We start from the raw sequence: 18087 nt of genomic DNA, 5'->3' as shown, positions 1-18087 counted from the left end.
GAGTACTGCCGTTCATGAATGAGCTTCGATCATTGCGGAATGCGCTGCGGCGGGGCCCGGTGATCGCGCTGGCGCTCTCGATCTCGTTTGCGACTGTGTCGCCGGTTGCGGCGCAGTCATTGACGGACCGATTCAAGAGCCTGTTCGGCGGCAAATCGGACGAGCCAGCCCAAGCCAAGCCGGCGCCTGCACCGGGCCAGCCGGCCGATGACGACATCGATTGTCCGCAGGTCACGGTGCGCGCCGGCGCGTCGACCTACGGCGTCGGGGCGACCGGCAAGCCGGCCGTCGGCAACGACGTCCGCTTCCAGGCCACGATCAGCAAGATGGCACGTGAATGCGTTCGCAACGGTGGCGAGATCACCGCGCGCATCGGCATCCAGGGCCGCGTCATCGCGGGGCCTGCCGGCGCGCCTCCCACGGTCGAGGTTCCCCTGCGCGTCGCCGTGGTGCAGGGCGGCGTCGGCGAGAAGGTGATCGCCTCGAAGGCGTACCGGACCACGGTCCAGATGTCGGAGGACGGCAGCGTGCCCTTCACCTTCGTCGCCGAGGATCTGTCCTATCCGGTGCCATCAGCCGCAGTCGCCGATTCCTACATCTTCTATGTCGGCTTCGACCCGCAGGCGCTGGCGCCCGAGCCGAAGCCGCGGCGGAAGAAGTAGGGCGAGGTCGCGCCAAAAGTTCAACTGTCATTGCCCGCGAAAGCGGGCAATCCAGTATTCCAGAGATAGCGGGGCCGGAACCGAGGAGTCTCGGTCTACTGGATCGCCCGGTCAAGCCGGGCGACGACAACTGCATTTGGTAGCCGTGTGGGCAACAAAAAAGCCGACGCTATCAGCGCCGGCTTTTTGATGGGTGTGAGCGTCTGCCCTCAGTTCAGCTTCTGGCGAACCTCGGTGATGCCCTTGGCGAGCAGATCGTCGGCGACCTGGCCCCTGACCGACTGCGACAGGATCGTGGAGGCGGCCTGGACGGCGGCTTCCGCGGCTGCGGCGCGGACGTCGGCCAGCGCCTGGGCCTCGGCGAGCGCGATCTTGCTCTCCGCGGTCTTGGTGCGGCGGGCGACGAAGTCTTCCATCTTCGCCTTGGCCTCGGTCGCGATGCGCTCGGCTTCCGACTTGGCGTTGGCGATGATGTCGGCGGCCTCGCGTTCGGCCGCGGCACTGCGCGCCTTGTAATCCGCGAGCACCTTGGCAGCTTCCTGCTTGAGGCGCGTCGCATCGTCGAGCTCGGCCTTGATGCGCTCGGCGCGATGGTCGAGCGCAGCCATCGCCTTCTTGAAGACCCCGAGATAGCCGAACACGACCATCAGGACGACGAAGGCGATGGCGACCCAGGTTTCAGGATCGAAGAACATGTCGACTAACCCTTCAAGGACGCATCAACGGCAGCACTGACCGAGGCCGCATCCGGAACGACGCCGGTGAGCTGCTGGACGATGGTGCCGGCCGCATCGGCCGCGATGCCGCGGACGTTGCTCATGGCGTTCGCGCGGGTCGAGGCGATGGTTTTTTCCGCCTCGGCGAGCTTCTTCGCCAGCTGCTCTTCCAGGGCCTTGCGCTCGGTTTCCGCCTGCGCATTGGCCTGATCGCGGGATTCGTTGCCGATCGCCTGTGCCCGCGAACGCGCCGAAGCGAGTTCGCCTTCATAGGCCTTCAGCGCCGCTTCTGACTGGTCCTTCAGCTTCTGCGCCTCGGCGAGGTCACCCTCGATCTTGTTCTGGCGCGCCTCGATCGCACCGCCGACCTTCGGCAGAGCGAGCTTGGACACGATCACGTAAAGCAGGACGAAGAAGATCGCGAGCGACACCAGCTGCGAAGCGAAGGTGCTGCTCTCGAACGGCGGAAACGCGCCGCTGTGATGACCGCCATCGGCTTCGGTGTGAGCGCTGGTCTCGGGACCTTTCGCGCCGCCATGACTCTCGGCCATGGAGTACTCCTGTTGCTGTCACGCGCCGCTTCGGATGAAGCGGCGCGAAAGAAGTCGTTCTTTAGAAAACGAACAGCAGAAGCAGCGCGATCAGCAGCGAGAAGATGCCGAGCGCTTCGGTCACGGCGAAGCCGAAGATCAGGTTGCCGAACTGGCCCTGCGCGGCAGACGGGTTGCGGACGGCTGCGGCGAGGTAGTTGCCGAAGATCACGCCCACGCCGACGCCCGCACCGCCCATGCCGATGCACGCGATGCCCGCGCCGATGAGTTTTGCTGCTGTCGCGTCCATTTTAGACTCCTTGAAAGAAAGATAGGGTTTGTGGGTGGAAATTCCCCGGACCGCTCAGTGTCCCGGATGAATGGCGTCGTTGAGGTAGATGCAGGTCAGGATCGCAAACACATAGGCTTGCAGGAACGCGACCAGAATCTCGAGAGCGTAAAGCGAGATCGTGAGCGCCAGCGGCAGCACGCCGCCGACCCAGCCGATGGCGCCGAGCGAGAAGCCGAGCATGGCGACGAAGCCTGCGAACACCTTCAGCGCGATGTGGCCGGCCAGCATGTTGGCGAACAGACGGACGCTGTGCGAGACCGGCCGCAGGAAGAACGACAGGACCTCGATGAACATGACCAGCGGCAGGATGTAGCCGGGGACGCCGTGAGGAACGAAAATCTTGAAGAACTTCAGGCCGTTCTTGGCGACGCCGTAGATCAGCACCGTGAAGAAGACCAACAGCGCGAGCGCCACGGTCACGATCAGATGGCTCGAGATCGTGAAGGTATAGGGAATGACGCCGACCAAGTTCGAGACGCAGAGGAACATGAACAGCGAGAACACCAGCGGGAAGAACTTCATGCCTTCCGCGCCGGCCGTCGAACGAATCGTCGAGGCGACGAACTCGTAGGAGATCTCGGCGACCGACTGCAGGCGGCCGGGAACGAGCTGGCTGCCGCTGGCCAGCATCAGGATCGAGATGATGGCGACCGCCACCAGCATATAGAGCGACGAATTGGTGAAGGCGATCGTGTGATTGCCGATATGGCCGATCGTGAAGAGAGGCTCGATGTTGAACTGGTGGATCGGATCGATTTTCATCGGCGCGGCATCTCTTGGTCTGCCGGGCAATGCCGGCTGGTCTCGGTCTGCCGGCCGGGCCGGCCCGCGCCGGCGAAACCGGCGCGATCAATTCCTCCTGCGGATCGGCCTCAAGAACCACCGCGCCTGTTCTGACCCGCGCCCGCCGATCTCACCACATTCACCACGCCGGCCACGAAGCCCAGCAGCGTGAACACGATAAATCCGAAAGGCGACGTCGACAGCAAGCGGTCGAAACCCCAGCCAATCCCCGCTCCGACCACGACCCCGGCGATCAACTCGGAGGATAACCGAAAACCAAGCGCCATCGCCGAGGCTCTGGCCGCTCCGTCTCCACCGTCACCTGCGGGTTGCTCAGTCTTGATGTGGCGGCCGCGTAATTCGGACAACCGCTGATCAAGATTTCCGAGCCGTTCGGAAAGCGCAGCTTCCTCGAGCGATCTATCGCGATCTCCATTCTCGCCGTGCCCCGTGTCTTGAGCCATGCCACGAAGACCCGAAACGCTGCGGTTGAATGGAAATTACGCCCGCCACCCTCAAAAGCCGCGCGGACCATACTGACCGCACATAATCAAGTCAAGCCAAGTCACGATCGCGTCGTCTTCTGCTATGTACCTGACTTTGTTGAAGATATCGCCTTGCACGCCAGTGCTGCACACAGCGTGACGCCGCACCGCAGCAGCCTTGCGCGCGATCCGCCGATACGGCTGACATTTGGCGCAGCTTTCGGGATCAAACTGACGGCCGCTTCCGTTGATTTCGCAGCTGCGGCTTTTTGCGGCGGCTCCAGCTGATCGGCGATGCGCCGTCGCCCGGCGGGGTGTAGAATTCCGATGGGATGTGCCACCCGTGCGGCGTGGTGGAGAGCGCGATGAGATCTGTTAAATCATCCACAACATCGTGGCTTGCGGCGGCGGTCCTCGCTGCGGTGGCGGCCAGCGGGGGTGCGGCTGCCGCGCAATCCGCGCCAGACGGCGACAACGGTCGTTACACCATGACGCCGATCCCGGAGGGCGTGCTGCGGCTCGACACCCGCACCGGCGCGGTCTCGACCTGCACCAAGAACGAGGCCGGCTGGGCATGCTACGCCGTGCCCGACGAACGCTCCGCGCTCGATGCGGAGATCGGCCGGCTCCAGGCCGAGGTCGAGAAGCTCAAGGGAGAGCTCGCGGCCGGGCCGACCGTATCAGGCAAGATCGACGAAGCGCTGCCGAAATCCGATTCCCTGAAGAAGGCCGAGCCGCAAACACGAGAACCGAAGGTCGCCGAGGGTGACCGCAAGCTCGAGATCCCGTTGCCGAGTGACCAGGACCTCGACCGCGCAATGTCGTTCCTGGAAAAAGCGTGGCGCCGGCTGATCGACATGGCCAATCGCGTGCAGAAGGACGTATCGGGCAAGATTTGAGGACCCGTTCGCGCCATCCGCGTGTTGAGTTCTCGTAGGGCGGGCAAAGGCGCGAAGCGACGCGCCCACGTCTTTTTGGCGATTGAAGGAAACATCGTGGGCACGGCGTAAGAACGCCTTTGCCCACCCCTACGGCAGCTATCGCGTTGAGAGACGTTTCATGACATCAGCCAAATCCATCACGCGCTCGGCGCCATCGTCGGTGCAAGCCACGGCGATCGTCTCCTCGCTGCTCACGGTGCAGACGCAAGGCCGCGGCTTCACCGATCTCACCAGCGAGGTTGTAAAATTTGTCGCTGAAGCCCGCGCGCGCGATGGCCCGCTGACGCTATTCATCCGCCACACCTCGGCGTCGCTGACGATCCAGGAAAATGCCGATCCGTCCGTCCTCGTGGATCTCACTACCGCGCTTGCGCGGCTCGCGCCTGAAAACGTGCCGTGGACGCATGATACTGAGGGGCCGGACGACATGCCGGCCCACATCAAGACGATGCTGACCGGACCCTCGCTGCAGGTCCCCGTCCTGAACGGCAAGCTCGCGCTCGGGACCTGGCAGGCGATCTATCTGATAGAGCATCGCGCGCGGCCGCACCGGCGCGAGGTCGTGTTGCAATTCATTGGGAGCAACGAGCAGACATCAAAATGAAACCGGCCGCGGAATGTCCGCGGCCGGTTTGATTGTTGTGAGGCCGGCGCCTTTTGGGCGCCTGCCAGTCTCGGCTAGATCTGCTTGATGTCGACGTCCTTGGTCTCGGGCAGGAACAGGAAGCCGACCACAAGGCTCATTGCCGCGATGGCGACCGGATACCACAGGCCGGAATAGATGTTTCCGGTGGCCGCCACGATCGCAAACACCGTCGCCGGCAAGAAGCCGCCGAACCAGCCGTTACCGATGTGGTAGGGCAGCGACATGCCGCTGTAGCGGATGCGGCTCGGGAACAGCTCAACCAGCCACGCTGCGATCGGCGCGTAGACCAGCGTCACGTAGATCACGAGGATCCAGAGCAGCACCGTCGTCATGACATAGTTGATGTCGTTCGGATCGGCGGAAGCCGGATAGCCGTGGGTCTTGATCGCCGCGGGCAACGCCTTGGCGAAATCCGCCGACGTGGCCGTGAGCGTCTGCTCGCCGATCTTGACCGTCGCCGGGGTGCCCTTCGGCGCATCCTGGTTCTGATAGTTCACCGACAGGTTCACCAGCGCGGCCTTGGCGATGTCGCAGCCGGTGGTGAACTTTTCGGTGCCCGTCGCCTTGAACTGGAACGAGCATTCGCTGGGATCAGCGATGACGGTCACGGGCGAGGCCGACAGCGCAGCTTCCAGCTTCGGGTTGGCAAAGTGGGTGATGCCCTTGAAGATCGGGAAGTAGGTCACCATTGCCAGCAGGAAGCCGGCGAGGATGATCGGCTTGCGGCCGATCTTGTCGGACAGCATGCCGAAGATGACGAAGAAGGGCGTGCCCAGCGCCAGCGCAACCACGATCATGATCTGCGCCGGGACGGCCGGTACCTTCAGGGTCTGGGTGAGGAAGAACAGCGCGTAGAATTGTCCGCCGTACCACACCACCGCTTCACCCGCGGTTGCGCCGAGCAGTGCCAGGATCGCGATCTTGGCGTTGTTCCACTCGCCGAAGGCTTCGGTGAGCGGGCGCTTCGACGTCTTGCCCTCTTCCTTCATGCGCTGGAAGACCGGCGACTCGCTCAGGCTCAAGCGAATCCAGATCGAAACCGCCAGCAGGACACCGGAGAGCAGGAACGGAATGCGCCAGCCCCAATCTCCGAACGATTCCTCACCCATCACGGTCCGGATTCCGAGGATCAGCAGCAGCGCCAGGAACAGGCCGAGCGTTGCCGTGGTCTGAATCCATGAGGTGTAGTAGCCGCGCTTGCCTTGAGGGGCGTGCTCCGCGACGTAGGTCGCTGCGCCGCCATATTCGCCGCCAAGAGCAAGGCCCTGGATCAAGCGCAGGCCGATCAGCACGATCGGCGCGGCGATGCCCCAGGTTGCATAGCCCGGCAGCAGGCCGATGAAGAACGTGCCGATGCCCATCAGCGTCATGGTGACGAGGAAGGTGTATTTGCGGCCGATCATGTCGCCGAGGCGGCCGAAGATGAGCGCACCGAAGGGACGAACCGCGAAGCCTGCCGCAAAGGCGAGCAGCGCGAAGATGAAGCCGACGTTCGGCGGCACGTTCGAGAAGAAGTATTTTGCCAGGAAGGCGCCGAGCGTGCCGTAGATGTAGAAGTCGTACCATTCGAACACGGTGCCGAGCGAGGATGCGAAAATGACCTTTCGCTCCTCGGCAGTCATTCCTCCAGCGCGGACCCCTGAGCCCGCTGTGGCAGCCATTGTCATCGTTTCGCTCCCAAGAGTTAGTGCAAAGCCGCGCGTCCGGACCAGCCGGATCAATTTAGGCTTGCGCTCAAAGTAACATCGGCGTGAAACCTGCCCCAATACGACTTTCGGCCTTCCGCACTGACACGCAACTGACGGTGCGGAGTTATAGTGCCGTGCCGCGCTCCCGGCGCGCGGATTAACCCCTTTTTCCGTAAAGGAATAATGGGCTCTTGCATGCCACGGCCGGTCGGGAAAGAATTGACCATTGTCCCGGTCCGGACTACTGGCCCGGTGACGAACGACAGCAAGAGATCGATGAACGCTCCCTCCACCCATCTCGTCATTGCCGATGACCATCCGCTGTTCCGCGATGCGCTGCGGCAGGCGGTGGCGGGCGTCCTGAGCACGGCGAAGATTGACGAGGCTGGTTCTTTCGAAGATCTGACCAAGCTCTTGGAGCAGACCTCTGACGTCGACCTGGTCCTGCTCGACCTCTCGATGCCCGGCATCTCCGGCTTCTCCGGCCTGATCTATCTGCGCGCCCAATATCCGGCGATCCCGGTGGTGATCGTCTCGGCCTCCGACGACAGCGCCACCATCCGCCGCTCGCTCGATTTCGGCGCGTCCGGGTTCATCCCAAAGCGGTTCGGTGTCGAGACCTTGCGCGATGCCATCCTCAAGGTGATGGAGGGGGACGTCTGGGTTCCCGCCGACACGGACCTGTCCGCTGTCGCCGACCCCGACATGACGAAGCTGCGCGACCGCCTGGTGACGCTGACGCCGCAGCAGGTGCGGGTCTTGATGATGCTGTCGGAGGGACTGCTGAACAAGCAGATCGCCTACGAGCTCGGCGTCTCCGAGGCGACGATCAAGGCGCATGTCTCGGCGATCCTGCAGAAGCTCGGCGTCGAAAGCCGGACCCAGGCGGTGATCGCGGCCGCCAAGATCGCCGGCGGCCAGTGGAAGCAGGGCGCCCCGACGGGGTAGTCCAGTCGCGGGCCGCACGCGGCGTGGTATTCCAGGTCCCGGCAGCGCGTCCGGGACAGGAGCGATCTACAGACGTTTCAGGATCTCGCGAGCCGCCTTGATATCCATGGTGTCGCAGCCCTCGGCAAAACCTTCGAACGCGGTTCGGAGCGTTCGCTTCGCTTCCCCGCCGTCGGCAACAAACGTCGCCAGATCAATCGCAGCGCGCAGCTCCCAGGCTTTGGCGCCGGTGCGCCGGCTCAGCTCGAGTGCTTCCCTGACGCAGCTCTCCGCCTGCTCGATATTCGGCTGGGGCTGCGACAGTAACACCTTGCCGCTCATTCGCAGCAGCTCCGGCATGTACAAATGATCGCCACTCCGCGCGACGAGACGGATCGCATCGTCGATCAACTGCGCGCTTCTCTCGATTTCTCCGAGCGCCAGAAGACCTTCAACCAGGGCGATGTTGAACGTCGTGGTGAGCAGCTCATAGCCGGCATCGTGCAGCTCCTGCAGGGAGCGCCTGAGCGTTTCGACGCCGCTCTTCGCATCGCCGCGCCGGATCGCGAGCTCGCCTTTGACGCCTCTGCCGACCGCGAGATAAGGCCCCATCGAGCGCGACTCGGCGTGAGCGATGAACCGGTCGATGTGCTCCTCCGCCCCATCGAGGTCACCGCTCCAGAGATCGATCGAGACCGCCCAGATCAGGGCGATGCAGAGCGTGATCGGATGGTCCATCTGCGCGGCTTCCGCGACCGTCTGCTGGGCTAGCTGCCGCGCCTGCGCGGGGCGGCCCTGCAGCCACATCTCACGCGCCAGCGAGATGCCGGCGCGGTTGCGATGGTCGAACCCATAGACCGTGCTGATCCGTTCGGTGCCAGGACCGCGCCAGGCTGCCTCCAGCATCGTCAGGGCGTCGCGATGCTGACCGCCCAGATGCAAGGAGACGCCGAGCAGCGACTGGGCGAGAGCAAGCGAAGCGGCATCGCCCAGCGCTTCGGCGACGCCGAGACTCCGTTGCGCATGCTCGAGCGCGGCCTCGAACTGACCGATCCGCTCGTGGAAGATGTGCATCCGACCGAGCAATTGGAGCTGGTTTTGTGCATCGCCGAGCCCGTCCGCAATGGCGAGCGCGCGACTCAGCGCGCTATGCGCCGCTTCGCTGCCACCGTGCGTGAACATCAAGGTCAATCCGAGCGCGGCTTGCAGATGCATCTCTTCAGTGCTGCCGCGCGCGGTGGGATCGATCGCCAGCAGCGCCCGTTCCGACCAGCGCCGGCATTCGATCAGCAGGGACATTGCGAGGAAGATGGGCGCCGCCGCAGCGGCGAGTGCAATGCCGATCGCGGTATTGCCGCCCGCGCCGAAACACCAACCGAGCGCGGCGCGCACGTTGTGAAGCGCGGAGAAATGGATGGCCCGCTCATCGGCACTCGGCAGCGTCGCCCATGTCGCGCCGGCCTGCTGCAGCCATCGCTGGTAATAGGCGGCGTGGCGGGCGGCGAGCGCCGATCCGTCGTCGGCGATCGCGAGCAGATAGGCGCGGGTGGTGTCGAGAAGACGATAGCGCATCATGGCGCCGATGGGCCGTGGGGCGACCATCGATTTGGCGACGAGGCTGTCGATGGAGTCGAACAGACGCGAGCGGTCGACCTGCTCGTCGGGCACGACCTCGAGCGCGGCGTCGATGGTGAAATGGCCGGCGAAAACCGCAAGCCTGCGCAGCACCAGACGTTCGAGCTCAGACAGCAGCCCGTAGCTCCAGTCCAGCGTAGCCTGCAACGTCTTCTGCCGCGGCGGCGCGGTCCGCTGTCCCTGCCAGAGCAGGTTGAGGCGTTCGTCGAGCAGCGTAGCGGTCTGCTCCAGGCCATAGGCTTCGACCCGTCCGGCGGCAAGCTCGATCGCCAGCGCCATGCCGTCGAGCTTGCGGCAGATTCTCGCGGCGATGTCGGCATTGGAATCGTCGAGCTTGATCCGGGCACCGCCTGCGGCAGCGCGTTCGAGGAAAAGCTCCAGTGCGGGATAGGTCCGGGCGACCGCGGCCGTCAGTTCGCGATTTTCAGGGGGAACGCCAAGCGGCGCCAGCCGGTAGACCTGCTCGCCCTCGACGCGCAGCGCCTCGCGACTCGTCGCCAGGATATGGACCTGCGGCGCGGCCTGAAAAATCTCCGCGGCCAGTGGTGCAGCCGCGGCAATCACATGCTCGCAATTGTCCAGGATCAGCAACATGCGCTTGTCCTGCAGATGTGCAAGCAAAGCGGGCATAGGATCGTCTGCCTGGGCCGGCAGGCCGAGCATCAGCAGAAGCGAGGTGATCACGAGATCGGGATCGCTCAGCGCTGCGAGATCGACGAAATGCGCGGCGTCGGAGAACGTTTCGATCAGGTCGTGGGCGATCGCGACCGCAACGGCCGTCTTGCCGACGCCGCCGGGGCCCACGATCGTGACGAAACGGGAGGTGACGAGCTTGTCCGACACGGTGGCGATCGCGTCCGCGCGTCCGACCATCCGCTGCAGCCGGTTCGGCAGCTTGACAGGCGGCAATTCCGCTCGGGGCGCCGGACGCGGCGGCTCCGGAATCTCGGCGCGCGAGATCGGTGCCACGAAGCAATAGCCGCGGCCGGACAGGGTCGTGATGTAGCGGGCGCCGTCCTTGCCATCGCCGAGCGCCTTCCGCAGCGCTGCGATGTGGAAGCGCAGATTGGCTTCCTCGACGCTCATGCCGGGCCAGACCAGGCCCATCAGGTCCCATTTGCTGACGACCTCGTTGGGGCGCGACATCAGGGCGATCAGCGTGTCGAAGCTCTTGGCGCCCAACGCCAGCGCGACGCCGTCGCGCGTCACCAGCCTCGCATGCGGCGTGACGGTGAATGGTCCGAACGAGAGTGTTGCGGCAGCGGACTTGGCCGGCTCAGTCATCACGGAGTCTTGCTCATTTGCCGGCATCGGTAGCCAGCGGGCGGCGATCCCGCAAGGTCGGTCTTGCATCGGCATCTGACAATGTTTGCGGGTCTAAAATCGGGTTCCCTGCCGGCCTCACAACTTCTCATAAGTCCAAACGGGCGTACCGCGAGGCGCCCTGCTAGTCAGTTGTCGTGACGGCAAGGAGATCCTCATGAGCCCAACGGAAAAACTGCTCTACACCGCGCGAACCCACACCACTGGCGGCCGTCAGGACGGCATGTCCCGCAGCTCCGACGGACGTCTCGATGTGCGGCTGTCGCCTCCGGGCAGTGCCGGCATCGGCACCAATCCCGAGCAATTGTTCGCAGCCGGCTGGTCCGCCTGCTTCGAAGGCGCGATGGAGATCGCAGCCCGGAAGCGCAAAATCGAGCTTCCGAGCAAGAGCGCGATCGATGCGGAAATCGATCTCGTCCTCGACGAGGGGGCCTACGCGCTCAGAGCCCGCCTCGGAGTCAGCCTACCTGGCCTGGACCGCGACGTCGCGCGCGATCTCATCGACGAGGCCCACCGGACCTGTCCTTATTCCAAGGCTGTTCGCGGCAATATCGACGTCACGATCGATTTGATCTGATCAATCCGACAACCCTCAAGAGAAAGTATCCGACCATGAGACAGATCATCGACCAGCATCGCCGCCAGTTCCTCGGCGTCGCAGCCGGCACGGTCGCCGTCGGTCTAGGCGCGATCGACCTTGCGCGCGCCGCAACCGAGGCGGTACGCTCCTCCGCATCGAGCGCTTCCTTCGGCACGATCAAGCAGATCAAAGCCGGCGTGCTCGATGTCGGCTACGCGGAAGCGGGCCCGGCGACCGGCCCCGTGGCTATCCTGCTGCACGGCTGGCCTTACGACATTCACAGCTTCATCGACGTCGCGCCGATCCTGGCGCAGGCCGGCTATCGCGTCATCATTCCCTATTTGCGCGGCTACGGTTCGACCCAGTTCCTCTCGGATGAGACGCTGCGCAATGGCGAACCGGCGGCGCTGGCCGTCGACATCATCGCGTTGATGGATGCGCTCGACATCAAGAAGGCCGTTGTTGCCGGCTTCGATTGGGGCGCGCGCACCGCAGATATCATCGCGGCGCTGTGGCCGGAGCGCTGCCGCGCCCTGGTGTCTGTGAGCGGCTATCTGATCTCCGGCCAGGCGGCGGGCAGTGCGCCGCTGCCGCCTTCGGCCGAGCTGCAATGGTGGTATCAGTTCTATTTCGCGACCGAGCGCGGCCGCGCCGGCTACGAGAAGTACACGCATGATTTCGCCAAGCTGATCTGGAAGCTGGCCTCGCCGCAGTGGAAGTTCGATGACGCCACTTTCGACCGTAGCGCGAAGGCCTTCGACAACAAGGATCACGTCGCGATCACGATCCATAATTACCGCTGGCGGCTGGGACTTGTGAAAGGCGAATCGAAGTACGAGGAGATCGAAAGGCAGCTCGCGGCAGGTCCAGTGATCAGCGTGCCCACGATCACCATGGAAGGCGACGCTAACGGCGCCCCGCATCCCGATTCCAGCACCTATGCCAAGAAATTCTCCGGCCGCTACGACTATCGCCTGATCACGGGCGGCGTCGGTCACAATCTGCCGCAGGAAGCGCCGCAGGCCTTTGCCAAGGCTATCATCGACGCCGACGACGGCGCGTGAGGGCACGTTCCTGTCCCCGGTCCGGCGCGCGCCGGGCCGAGGCACGGCCGCGATCCAGCCTGAAGACATCTCATGACGTCCCCCGAATCTGAACAGAAAAAATCGTTCCCCACCACGGTCATCGCGCTGGCGATCCTGCTTGTCGTCGCTCTATTGACATGCGTGCCGTATCTGGTCTCGATCGCGCTCGCCCAAGGCCCTACCGCGGCGAATGCCTTGCCGATCTTCGGCGTCACGATTCCCGTGAACTACAAGCAGTGGGAGCTGATCGCGCCGGCCGAAGAGGCCGCGCCCGTGGATGAGTTGCGCGCGGTCGTCGGCAACCAGGCCGCAAGCGAAGCCTATCAGGATGGCAAGCTGCCATTTCCCGACGGCACCATTCTGGTGAAGCGTGCCTGGAAGCGCACGCAGTCTCCCGACTTCGCCTCTGCAACCGTTCCCGGTGCCGCCACCACGATCCAGGTCATGGTCAAGGATTCCAGGAAATATGCCGCGACCGGCGGCTGGGGCTTTGGCCGCTTCATGGACGGCAAGCCGGTGGACGAGGCGCAGCACCGCACCTGCTTTGCCTGCCATGAAGCCCGCGCCAGGAGCCATGACTACGTCTTCACGCGGCTCGCGCCCTGAGACGTCGCGCCGGCCGCCCGAGCCCTATTCCGCCGCCACCATCTGCTGCGTCCGCCACTGCCCCAGCAGGGCCCGCAGCGAGGCCGGCTTGACCGGCTTGTTCAGCACCGCGATCTTCTCGTCGCGCGCCGCCGTTTGCACCGCCGGGCTGCGATCGGCGGTGATCAGGATGGCGGGGATGGTGTCGCCGAAGCGGCGGCGGATCTCGCGGATGGCGGCGATGCCGTTGCCGCGGTCGAGGTGATAGTCGACGAGCAGCCCGGTGACCCGCCGGCCGGCGGCTTCGATGGCCGCAATTGCGCCTTCGGGATCGGCGACCGCGATCACCTCGGCATCCCAGGCCTTCAGCAGCGTCCGCATGCCGTCGAGGATCGCGGCGTCGTTCTCGATGCAGACGATCAGCGCGCCGGAGATCGAGGTGCGTGCCAGCGGTGTTGCGCTGGTCACCGCGGCGGTCAGCGTCACGGCCTTCGCGGTCGGGACGGTCACGGAGAACAGTGAGCCCCCGCCGGCATTGGCGTCGATGGTGATGCGGTGGTCCAACACGCGCGCCAGCCGCTCCACGATCGAGAGTCCCAATCCCAGCCCGCGCGCGATCCGCGCGCCCTGCTCGAGGCGGTGGAATTCCTTGAAGATCTCGCCGCGCTTGACCGCGGGAATGCCGACGCCGGTGTCGTAGACGCAGATATTGAGCGAGGCGCCGCGCCGGCGGCAGCCGACCAACACGCGCCCGCGCGGGGTGTATTTGATCGCGTTCGAGATCAGGTTCTGCAGCAGCCGCCGCAGCAGCAACCGGTCCGACTCGACCGGCAGCGAGCAGGGCACGAAGGTGAGGTCGAGGCCCTTGGCACGCGCGATCGGTGCGAACTCGATCTCCAGCGAGCGCATCAGATCGGCCATCTTGAAGCTCGAGATCGAGGTCGTCATTGCGCCGGCATCGAGCCTGGAGATGTCGAGCAGCGCGCCGAGGATCTCCTCGATGGCCTGCAGCGATTCGTCGATATTCTCGACCAGCCGCGTCTCCTCGCCGTTGTGCTGACGCTCGACCAGGCTCGTGACATAGAGCCGCGCCGCATTCAGCGGCTGGAGAATGTCGTGGCTGGCAGCCGCGAGGAAGCGGGTCTTGGAGATGCTGGCGTCCTCCGCGCTGCTCTTGGCCAGCGCCAGCTCGGAGTTGAGCCGGGTCAGTTCCTCGGTGCGGTCGCGCACGCGCTTCTCCAGCGTGGCGTTGGCGCGTTCCAGCGCTTCCGCGGCTTCGAAGGTCGGCGTGACGTCAGTGAATGTGATGACGAAGCCGCCGCCGGGCATGCGGTTGGTGAGCACCTCGATCACCATGCGGCGTTCGGGCAGGCGCTCGAGATAAGGCTCGCTGTCGGTGGTGTAGGCCACGAGCCGCTGCTCGATCATCGCCTCGCGATTCCCCTCATTGGCCGGATCGCTCACGCCCATGAATTCCAGGATCTCGCGGAGCGGCGTGCCGAACTGGATGAAATGCGGGGGCACGTTGAGCAGATCGCCGAACTGCCTGTTGGAACAGATCAGTTGCAGGTCGGCATCGAACACGGCGATGCCCTGGCGCACGTGATTCAGCGCGGTCTGGAGGATCTCGCGGTTGAAGTGCAGCGCCGCATGGGAATCGTCGAGCAGCTTCAGCGCGGCTTTCGCGGACACCGTGCGTTTGCGCAGCAGCAGCGACATCACGAGGCGCGATGATGCCGCCCCGATCGAGGAGGCGATCAGGTGTTCGGCGTGCTGCAACAATTCGAAATCGGCGGGGGCTCCCGGCTCCAGCCGCATATTGCGCCGCGCAGAGAACGCTTCGAAGGAGTGCCGGGCGCGATCGGGTCCGAGATATTGCGCGACGGTCGTCTGGATGTCCTGCACCGTGACGGTCGTGCGCCAGCGGCGGAAGTTCGGCGAGATCGGCGCGAGCGTGTTGGGCACGAACAGGTCGGCCTGCACCAGCTCGATGGACGAGGGCTGCCGCGCCAGCGACAGTAGCACGTAAGTGAGGATGTTCAGCGAAAGCGACCAGACCACGCCATGCATCAACGGCGACAGATCGGCGCCGAACAGCGCCTGCGGCCGCAGCGCCTCGATGCCGAACGGGCCATGCTGGAGCAGCAGGATGCCCGCGGTGGAGGTATCCATGAAGCTCGGGATGAACAGCGTGTAGAGCCACACCGCGAAGCCGACCAGCATGCCGCCGATGGCGCCGCGCGCGGTCGCCCTCCGCCACAGCAGGCCGCCGAAGAAGGCGGGCGCGAGCTGCGCGATGGCGGCAAAGGAGAGCAGGCCGATCGCCGCGAGCTGGGCATTACCGAGCGCGCGATAGTAGAAATAGGCCATCACCATGATGGCGAAGATGGCGAGCCGTCGCGAGCGCAGCAGGAAGTCGCCGAAATCCGTGGCCCCCGTGCGCCCTTCGGGGCGTCGTTGCAGCACCAGCGGCACCACGAGGTCGTTCGAGACCATGATGGAGAGCGCGACGCATTCGACGATCACCATCGCGGTTGCTGCCGACAGGCCGCCCACGAAGACGGCGACGCTGAGCAGTCCCGCGCCGCCTTCCATCGGCAGGGCCAGAACGTACATGTCGGGATCGACCGCGCCGAACGGAAAGCTGATCAGGCCGGCGAGCGCAATCGGGATCACGAACACATTGATGGCGACGAGGTAGAGCGGAAACAGCCAGCGCGCGCGGCTGACCTCGGCATCGGAGGAGTTCTCCACCACGCTGACGTGAAACTGCCGCGGCAGCAGCATGATCGCGCACAGCGACAGCAGCGTCATGGTCAGGAAATTACCGATCGACGGCGAATACTCGATGGCGCGGACCGCCTCCGGCGTCTTCATCGCGCGCTCGATCAACTCGTGCGGGGAGAACATCCAGAAGGTGACGAAAATGCCCGCGGTGAGGAAGGCAGCCAGCTTGATGGTGGACTCGGTCGCAACTGCCAGCATCAACCCGTGCTGATGCTCGGTGGCGTCGGTTTGCCGTGTTCCGAACAGCACCGCGAAGGCCGCCATCGCCAAGGTCACCATCAGCGCAATGTCGCCGAGGATCGGAATGTGCGAGAACGCCTGGTCCTCACTCAGGATGACTTCGAGCGAGGAGGCCACCGCCTTGAGCTGGAGCGCGATGTAGGGCACCGAGCCGATGATCGCGATCAGCGCCACCGTCGCCGCCACGGCCTGGCTCTTGCCGTAGCGCGCGCCGATGAAGTCGGCGATCGAGGTGATGTTGTGTGCTTTGGCAAGCTGGATCACGCGGCGAAGCACGCCGGCGCCAAGCCCGATCATCAGGATCGGACCGACATAGATCGCAAGGAAATCGGTCGAGGTACGGGTGGCAAAGCCGACCGAGCCGAAGAAGGTCCAGGAGGTGCAGTAGATCGCCAGCGATAGCGGATAGATCAGTCCGGACGCGCGGCCGGCTCCAGCCGGCGAGCGACGGTCACCATGGCTCGCCACCAGGAATAGGAAGCCGATATAGCCGAAGGCGGCAGCAATCACGCCCCAATCGTGCAGCATGGCGAGCGTGCTTCTCCCATGGCGCTTTCGCGCCCGATCTCATTTTCCCTGCAAATCTAGCGCGTTGGCCGGGTGGAGGCGACAGCGAAATGGCAGGCGGAAGGGGGAACTTGGGGTTGTCGTAAAGTGCCAACGTCGAGGTCGTCCTGGCGAACGCCAGGCCCATAGCCACCGGACGTGGTTAGGGACACGCTGTGACTTCAGCGTGCCGCAGCAATGGCGGTCGGGATAATAGGTCCAGGCCTTCACCAGGACGCTGGATCACTCCGCCGCCAGCGACTTCTCGCGCAGCGGCAGGCCGAGGCGCTCCCAGACCTGGAGCAAGGCTTCGGCGAGCTGATCGATCAGGCCGTCGTCGTGATAGGGCGAGGGTGTGATGCGCAGCCGCTCACTGCCTTTGGGCACGGTCGGGTAGTTGATCGGCTGGATGTAGATGCCGTGCTCCTCGAGCAGCATGTCCGAGGCCTGCTTGCACTTTTCGGGGTCCCCGACGAACAGCGGCACGATGTGGGTGTCGCTCGACATCACAGGCAGGCCCGCGGCATTGAGGATCGCCTTGACGCGGGCGGCACGGTCCTGGTGGCGCTCGCGCTCCCAGTTCGAGGTCTTCAGATGCTTGATCGCGGCTGTTGCGGCCGAGCAGATCGCCGGCGGTAGCGCGGTGGTGAAGATAAAGCCCGGCGCGTAGGAACGCACCGCGTCGATGATCTGGCCGTTGGCGGCGATATAGCCGCCGAGGCAGCCGAACGCCTTTGCGAGCGTGCCTTCGAGGATGTCGATGCGATGCATGACGCCGTCACGCTCGGCGATGCCGCCGCCGCGCGGGCCGTACATGCCGACGGCGTGAACCTCGTCGACATAGGTCATCGCGCCATACTTCTCGGCGAGATCGCAGATCTTGGCGAGCGGAGCGACGTCACCGTCCATGGAGTAAAGGCTCTCGCAGGCGATCAGCTTCGGCCGGTTCGGACCCGCGGCCTTCAGCAGCTCTTCGAGATGCGCGAGATCGTTGTGGCGGAACACTTGCCGCTCGCAGCCGGACTGGCGGATGCCTTCGATCATCGAATTGTGGTTGAGCTCATCCGACAGGATCAGGCAGTTCGGAATGAGTTTTGCGATGGTCGCAATGCCGGTCTGGTTCGAGACGTAGCCCGAGGTGAACAGCAGCGCCGCTTCCTTGCCGTGAAGGTCGGCGAGCTCGGCTTCGAGCTGCACCAGCGGGTGATGCGTGCCCGCGATATTGCGGGTGCCGCCCGCGCCGGTGCCGACGCGCGTTGCGGTCTCCACCATGGCACCGATCACCTTGGGGTGCTGGCCCATGCCGAGGTAATCGTTGGAGCACCAGATCACAACGTCGCGCTTGCCCTTGGGCGAATGCCAGACCGCATGCGGGAACCGGCCGGCCGTGCGCTCCAGATCCGCGAACACGCGGTAGCGCCGTTCAGAATGGAGGCGATCGAGGGCGGAATTGAAGAACTGGGCGTAATCCATCGGCAAACCTGAGACGGAACTGACCAAAAAGGGCGCGTCTACTTAGAGCTTTTCCAGCTCCAATGTCTATGCGCTATGCCACATTCGGCCGTGAGGGGCATTT

17 protein-coding genes are annotated in these 18087 nt (G+C 64.6%); 8 read left to right on the top strand and 9 right to left on the bottom strand.

Annotation, left to right across the window (positions count from 1 at the left end):
* Nucleotides 1-14 precede the first annotated feature (14 nt).
* The gene (locus tag X265_RS33880) at nt 15-662 is read left to right on the top strand and encodes a hypothetical protein (RefSeq protein ID WP_128968769.1); all 648 of its coding nucleotides are present in this window, start codon (nt 15-17) and stop codon (nt 660-662) included.
* A 209-nt stretch (nt 663-871) separates the two neighbouring features.
* Here X265_RS33880 and X265_RS33875 read toward each other — a convergent pair whose 3' ends face one another.
* From X265_RS33875 to X265_RS33855, 5 genes are all read right to left on the bottom strand, one after another.
* Complete coding sequence (locus tag X265_RS33875) at nt 872-1357, bottom strand: F0F1 ATP synthase subunit B family protein (RefSeq protein ID WP_128968768.1); 486 nt, start codon at nt 1355-1357, stop codon at nt 872-874.
* A 5-nt stretch (nt 1358-1362) separates the two neighbouring features.
* A complete protein-coding gene (locus X265_RS33870) occupies nt 1363-1929 on the bottom strand; it encodes a F0F1 ATP synthase subunit B (protein ID WP_128968767.1) in 567 nt (188 codons plus the stop codon).
* 61 nt (nt 1930-1990) lie between these two features.
* Nucleotides 1991-2218 (bottom strand): F0F1 ATP synthase subunit C, encoded by a 228-nt coding sequence (locus tag X265_RS33865; protein ID WP_092289028.1) that lies wholly within the window; start codon nt 2216-2218, stop codon nt 1991-1993.
* A gap of 54 nt (nt 2219-2272) precedes the next feature.
* Nucleotides 2273-3022 carry a F0F1 ATP synthase subunit A gene (locus X265_RS33860; RefSeq protein ID WP_092289027.1) on the bottom strand — a complete coding sequence of 250 codons (750 nt, stop codon included), beginning with the start codon at nt 3020-3022 and terminating at the stop codon, nt 2273-2275.
* 110 nt (nt 3023-3132) lie between these two features.
* The gene (locus X265_RS33855; RefSeq protein ID WP_128968766.1) at nt 3133-3507 is read right to left on the bottom strand and encodes an AtpZ/AtpI family protein; all 375 of its coding nucleotides are present in this window, start codon (nt 3505-3507) and stop codon (nt 3133-3135) included.
* On the opposite strand from X265_RS33855, the gene X265_RS33850 reads away from it, so the two are divergent.
* The 3 genes from X265_RS33850 (at nt 3499) to X265_RS33840 (ending at nt 5073) form a co-directional block, all read left to right on the top strand.
* Nucleotides 3499-3816, top strand: a complete 318-nt coding sequence (locus tag X265_RS33850; RefSeq protein ID WP_128968765.1) for a hypothetical protein — start codon at nt 3499-3501, stop codon at nt 3814-3816. The genes X265_RS33855 and X265_RS33850 overlap by 9 nt on opposite strands.
* A 77-nt stretch (nt 3817-3893) precedes the next feature.
* A complete protein-coding gene (locus X265_RS33845; RefSeq protein ID WP_164938921.1) occupies nt 3894-4427 on the top strand; it encodes a hypothetical protein in 534 nt (177 codons plus the stop codon).
* Between the two features lie 160 nt (nt 4428-4587).
* Nucleotides 4588-5073, top strand: coding sequence for a secondary thiamine-phosphate synthase enzyme YjbQ (locus tag X265_RS33840; protein WP_128968763.1), 486 nt, complete (start codon nt 4588-4590; stop codon nt 5071-5073).
* Nucleotides 5074-5147: 74 nt separating this feature from the next.
* Here the strand turns inward: X265_RS33840 and X265_RS33835 are convergent, their stop codons facing one another.
* A complete protein-coding gene (locus X265_RS33835) occupies nt 5148-6737 on the bottom strand; it encodes an MFS transporter (RefSeq protein WP_128969505.1) in 1590 nt (529 codons plus the stop codon).
* Nucleotides 6738-7079: 342 nt separating this feature from the next.
* On the opposite strand from X265_RS33835, the gene X265_RS33830 reads away from it, so the two are divergent.
* Complete coding sequence (locus tag X265_RS33830; protein WP_128968762.1) at nt 7080-7751, top strand: response regulator transcription factor; 672 nt, start codon at nt 7080-7082, stop codon at nt 7749-7751.
* A 66-nt stretch (nt 7752-7817) separates the two neighbouring features.
* Here the strand turns inward: X265_RS33830 and X265_RS33825 are convergent, their stop codons facing one another.
* Nucleotides 7818-10649, bottom strand: coding sequence for an ATP-binding protein (locus X265_RS33825; protein WP_128968761.1), 2832 nt, complete (start codon nt 10647-10649; stop codon nt 7818-7820).
* A gap of 196 nt (nt 10650-10845) precedes the next feature.
* Here X265_RS33825 and X265_RS33820 point away from each other — a divergent pair, with 196 nt between their 5' ends.
* From X265_RS33820 to X265_RS33810, 3 genes are all read left to right on the top strand, one after another.
* Entirely contained in the window at nt 10846-11265 is a 420-nt protein-coding gene (locus X265_RS33820; protein WP_128968760.1) for an organic hydroperoxide resistance protein, read from the top strand.
* Nucleotides 11266-11300: 35 nt separating this feature from the next.
* The gene (locus X265_RS33815; protein ID WP_128968759.1) at nt 11301-12332 is read left to right on the top strand and encodes an alpha/beta fold hydrolase; all 1032 of its coding nucleotides are present in this window, start codon (nt 11301-11303) and stop codon (nt 12330-12332) included.
* A 72-nt stretch (nt 12333-12404) separates the two neighbouring features.
* Nucleotides 12405-12959, top strand: coding sequence for a cytochrome P460 family protein (locus X265_RS33810; RefSeq protein WP_128968758.1), 555 nt, complete (start codon nt 12405-12407; stop codon nt 12957-12959).
* A gap of 24 nt (nt 12960-12983) precedes the next feature.
* Here X265_RS33810 and X265_RS33805 read toward each other — a convergent pair whose 3' ends face one another.
* Nucleotides 12984-16493, bottom strand: a complete 3510-nt coding sequence (locus X265_RS33805; RefSeq protein WP_128968757.1) for a PAS domain-containing hybrid sensor histidine kinase/response regulator — start codon at nt 16491-16493, stop codon at nt 12984-12986.
* Nucleotides 16494-16754: 261 nt separating this feature from the next.
* On the bottom strand, nt 16755-17984 hold the full coding sequence (hemA, locus tag X265_RS33800; protein WP_128968756.1) for a 5-aminolevulinate synthase: 1230 nt from the start codon (nt 17982-17984) through the stop codon (nt 16755-16757).
* Nucleotides 17985-18087 lie beyond the last annotated feature (103 nt).

It is taken from the genome of Bradyrhizobium guangdongense, assembly GCF_004114975.1.
Taxonomy (GTDB): domain Bacteria; phylum Pseudomonadota; class Alphaproteobacteria; order Rhizobiales; family Xanthobacteraceae; genus Bradyrhizobium; species Bradyrhizobium guangdongense.
Note: the sequence above shows the minus strand (reverse complement) of the source record. Positions and strands in the feature narration are given on the sequence as shown.

Coding starts and splice junctions, on each gene's coding strand:
- hemA (WP_128968756.1), bottom strand. CDS start 17,984: ATGGATTACGCCCAGTTCTTCAATTCCGCCCTCGATCGCCTCCATTCT.
- X265_RS33830 (WP_128968762.1), top strand. CDS start 7,080: ATGAACGCTCCCTCCACCCATCTCGTCATTGCCGATGACCATCCGCTG.
- X265_RS33860 (WP_092289027.1), bottom strand. CDS start 3,022: ATGAAAATCGATCCGATCCACCAGTTCAACATCGAGCCTCTCTTCACG.
- X265_RS33820 (WP_128968760.1), top strand. CDS start 10,846: ATGAGCCCAACGGAAAAACTGCTCTACACCGCGCGAACCCACACCACT.
- X265_RS33870 (WP_128968767.1), bottom strand. CDS start 1,929: ATGGCCGAGAGTCATGGCGGCGCGAAAGGTCCCGAGACCAGCGCTCAC.
- X265_RS33880 (WP_128968769.1), top strand. CDS start 15: ATGAATGAGCTTCGATCATTGCGGAATGCGCTGCGGCGGGGCCCGGTG.
- X265_RS33815 (WP_128968759.1), top strand. CDS start 11,301: ATGAGACAGATCATCGACCAGCATCGCCGCCAGTTCCTCGGCGTCGCA.
- X265_RS33855 (WP_128968766.1), bottom strand. CDS start 3,507: ATGGCTCAAGACACGGGGCACGGCGAGAATGGAGATCGCGATAGATCG.
- X265_RS33825 (WP_128968761.1), bottom strand. CDS start 10,649: ATGACTGAGCCGGCCAAGTCCGCTGCCGCAACACTCTCGTTCGGACCA.
- X265_RS33845 (WP_164938921.1), top strand. CDS start 3,894: ATGAGATCTGTTAAATCATCCACAACATCGTGGCTTGCGGCGGCGGTC.
- X265_RS33865 (WP_092289028.1), bottom strand. CDS start 2,218: ATGGACGCGACAGCAGCAAAACTCATCGGCGCGGGCATCGCGTGCATC.
- X265_RS33875 (WP_128968768.1), bottom strand. CDS start 1,357: ATGTTCTTCGATCCTGAAACCTGGGTCGCCATCGCCTTCGTCGTCCTG.
- X265_RS33835 (WP_128969505.1), bottom strand. CDS start 6,737: ATGACTGCCGAGGAGCGAAAGGTCATTTTCGCATCCTCGCTCGGCACC.
- X265_RS33840 (WP_128968763.1), top strand. CDS start 4,588: ATGACATCAGCCAAATCCATCACGCGCTCGGCGCCATCGTCGGTGCAA.
- X265_RS33810 (WP_128968758.1), top strand. CDS start 12,405: ATGACGTCCCCCGAATCTGAACAGAAAAAATCGTTCCCCACCACGGTC.
- X265_RS33805 (WP_128968757.1), bottom strand. CDS start 16,493: ATGCTGCACGATTGGGGCGTGATTGCTGCCGCCTTCGGCTATATCGGC.